Source organism: Polaromonas sp. UBA4122 (assembly GCA_002381615.1).
GTDB lineage: Bacteria > Pseudomonadota > Gammaproteobacteria > Burkholderiales > Burkholderiaceae_C > Polaromonas.
On record DFWY01000155.1, the window covers coordinates 1,847 to 5,462 of the forward strand.

A 3,616-nucleotide genomic window follows, 5' to 3' on the forward strand; every position below is an offset into this window, starting at 1 on the left:
ACGCGGCCCGCATAGCGCAACTTGCCTGCCTGGTCGTGAGTCCCCAGCAGCAAGGCGCCGATCCCGGTGCGCGTTCCCTGCGGCTCCGTGTATCCGACCACGACAAACTCCTGCCGCTGGGTGCACTTGAGCTTGATCCAGTTCGCCGACCTGCGGGACACATACGCTGAGTCCCTGCGTTTTCCGATGACGCCTTCGAGGCCCAGGCGGCAGGCGTGGTGCAGAACGTCGCAGCCCTTGGCCTTGAAATCCTCGCTGAATTTGATCTGCTCCGAAGATGATTCACGTAGCAGACTGGCAAGCAGCGCGCGACGTTCCGACAACCCGACCTCACGCAGGTCGAATCCTGCGTAGAATGGAAGATCGAAAACAAAATACTGAATCTGCTCCGTGCGCGCATCGTTAAATGCGTTTTGCAAGGCGCCGAAATCGGGAGTCCCGTTGTTTCCGAGCACGACTATCTCGCCATCCAGCCAGCCGGGAGAAAGTTTCAGTCCCTTGAGCGCCGCCGCGAGCCCGCGCAACTTCGCGGTCCAGTCGTGTCCGTTGCGGGTGAACAGACGCACATCGGCTTTGTCGATGCGGGCCAGGATACGGTACCCGTCGTACTTGATTTCATAGATCCAGTCGTCTTCCTCGGGAGCGCGGTCAACCAGCGTTGCCAACTGGGGGGAGAGCGTCAACGGGACGGCGGCACGTTTTGCTCCGACGAGTACGCCTGGAGCGATTGCAGTGCCTGCCTCGCGCGGTGTTCCGCGCGCTTTGGTTTGCCGCGCAGATTTGGCTGGCGCCTTCGGCAAGACGGCCTTCGCAGCCGCCGCTTTTTTCTTGCCAGCACGCTTGGAAACGCTTGCCGCAAGAACACTGTCGGGCAATGCGTCGACGACACTGAAGTCGGAGGCCGGCTTCGCCTCTGCATCGCGTTCCTTGATCAGCAACCAGGGCTCCTGGCGCGAGTCGGCATCGCTGCGCATTCTCACCAGCGTCCACCCACCCTTCAGTTTCTCGCCGTGGAGCTGAAACTTCAGTTTGCCGGCTCGATAACCCGCCCGCGGGTCGCCGACGGGCTCCCACGTACCGCGGTCCCAGATGATGACTGTACCCGCGCCATACTGCTTCGGTGGAATCACGCCTTCGAAGCCGGCGTAAGACAGCGGATGATCCTCAACCTGTACCGCCAGGCGCTTTTGCGTCGGGTCAAGGCTGGGTCCCTTGGGTATTGCCCAGCTTTTCAACGTACCATCCAGCTCCAGACGGAAGTCGTAATGCAGACTCCGTGCGGCATGCTTCTGGATTACAAAGGACAGGACGGATTTTTTCCTTGCAACGGCGCCCGCCGGTTCGGAGGTGAGAGCGAAATCCCGTTTTTTCTTGTACGCCAGGAGTGGATCGGTGGACGCCATTCACGTTTCCTTTTACACGTTCTGAACTTGTTCCTTCAAGCTGACCGGCGCCTGGACGCAGCCTTCGATTTTGACGTTTGTTTGGCGCCGTGGCTACCAGTGCTCCGCGTCTTACCCGCAGTGGAACTCTTTGTAGTCCCGCCACGCAAACTGCGTTGCAGCAATGCCGTCAGGTCGATGATGTCCGTGGTTCGGGTATTCCCCGGCTCGACTTCGGGCTGACTGACGAATTCGGTTTGCCCTGCCTTGGCCTTCTTTTTCACCAGCGCCATGACCTCCACTGCGAATTCGTCCTTGAACCGTTCAGGTTTCCACGGCGCCGACATGTCTTCGATAAGTTGCGTCGCCATCGAGAGCTCGGGCGTGGTCAACTTGGCGGACTTGGTTGCGGAAGACGGCAAATTGAGTTCATCGATGGATCGAATTTCGCTGGCCCAGCGCAGGAGGATCAAAACAAGCGCCGGCCCGTCTGGCATCAACGCAGCCAGATGCTGTTTGGTTTGAATCACCACTCGCGCAATACCCACGCGCTGCGACTTGACCAATGCCTCGCGCAGCAACGCGTAGACCTTGTCTCCTTTACCGATCGGGGCGAGATAGTAGGGTCGCTCAAAGAAGGCAAGAGGAATCTCCGCGGCTGACACAAAAGACTCGATCTCAATGGTCTGTGTGCTCTTGGGGAGAGCGGCCTTGATCTCGTCTTCGGTCAAGACCACGTAGTGCCCCTCGTCATAGGAAATTCCCTTGATGATGTTTTCCTTCTCGACCTCTTTTCCGGTTTTCTTGTTGACCCGTTTGTAGCCGATGGGGTTCATGGTCCGCTTGTCGAGCCAGTCGAAATCCAATCCGGATTCGCTCGTCGCGGAATGTAAAGCCACGGGAATGTGCACCAACCCGAAGCTGATCGCACCTTTCCAGATAACCCTGCTGGTTGACGTCTCCATCGTTGACTCCACGGCGTTAACAGGCTGCGGCAAGCGTGCCGAATGGCAAACGTATACGCGGAATAGGTTGGGTTGTCCGTGCGCTGGCGCACCAACGCTCATGCGGAAGCATTCTCCGCGTGACCGGCCGACAACTTTCTTGCCGGGTACAGCTCTACAGAACTTTTGATGGAGGGGGATCGGTACGCAAACGCACAGACTAGCCGGGGATCAACGTGTAATTGTCTCCACGTTGGCGCGTTGACTTCTCGATGCCGACGCTAGCGTCCCTCTCACATTTCTGCGCATGTTGCGCAGTCGCATTTGAGAGAACTCGGGCGGCTTCAGGTAACCACGCGACAATCAACTCATGAGGCCGGGAACGGCGAAGGAGAATGCAAATGACGGACGTAATCACGAAAAAGACAACGGGAGAAATCAAGAATAGGGAAGCTGCCCTTCGACGGCAGTGCGACCCCCAAAGCCGGGTTTGGCGAAGCCCTCCGGCTCGCCAAGGCTCAGGGCTCGAAGCGCGCGATTCTTCATGTCATCGACGAGTCCTCCCTGCTCAATTTTCCCGAGGCGGTCGTCAACTACGAACAACTGCTGGAAGGACTCACCGGTACGGCACGAAGCTGCTGGAAAAGTGCCGCGCCGAGGCGGCCCAGCAGGGCGTCCCGGTGGAAACGATGCTCGTAGAAAGCCATGGCGAGCGCGCGGCGACGTGATCACGCAGCAGGCGGAACGCTGGCGCACCGATCTCATCGGATGGGCACTCACGGACGGCGCGGCATCACCCGGCTCCTGCTGGGCAGCGATACCAAGACGGCGGTCCGCGCGAGTACCGCGGCGCATGAATGAAAATGCGCTTGCTTACGGTGATCGCGACTGCGGCTTTTGCGCTGGCTTGCGCGCCGATTGCTCACGCGCTCGAGGATGCCGGCCCGGATCTCGCCACTGAATTCGCTCGTGAGGTAAGCCCGCGGCTTGCGCTTCCCGCGGACGAGCAGCGCGGCTACGCCGAGTTGCTCAGGCGCACGCTGTCGAGCGAAGGCCTCTCCGCACTCAGCCCGCAGTACGTCGTGCTGGTGGACCGCAGCGCGTCCGTGCAGGCCGCTTTCATCTATCTCCTGGGCCCCGGGATCGATTGGGCATTCATCGGCGCCTCGCCCGTTTCCACCGGCAGGCCGGGTTCGGTCGATCACTTCCTGACGCCGCTGGGCGTTTTTCCGCATTCGTTGCAGAACATGGATTTCCGCGCCGAAGGCACCCTGAACAAGAACGGCATCC

The 3,616-nt window shown here is 59.8% G+C and carries 2 protein-coding genes and 1 pseudogene; 1 reads left to right on the forward strand and 2 read right to left on the reverse strand.

From position 1 onward, the window contains the following. Together ligD and B3F77_RS18410 are read right to left on the reverse strand one after the other, a co-directional pair. The coding region (gene ligD, locus B3F77_RS18405) for a non-homologous end-joining DNA ligase (protein ID WP_293606357.1) at positions 1-1,403 on the reverse strand (1,403 nt) is incomplete at its 3' end. Between the two features lie 35 nt (positions 1,404-1,438). Beyond that, positions 1,439-2,347: a Ku protein gene (locus tag B3F77_RS18410; protein ID WP_293606356.1), complete on the reverse strand. Its 909-nt coding sequence runs from the start codon at positions 2,345-2,347 to the stop codon at positions 1,439-1,441. An 842-nt stretch (positions 2,348-3,189) separates the two neighbouring features. On the opposite strand from B3F77_RS18410, the pseudogene B3F77_RS18415 reads away from it, so the two are divergent. Continuing rightward, a pseudogene (locus tag B3F77_RS18415) lies at positions 3,190-3,616 on the forward strand (murein L,D-transpeptidase); the annotation flags it as partial.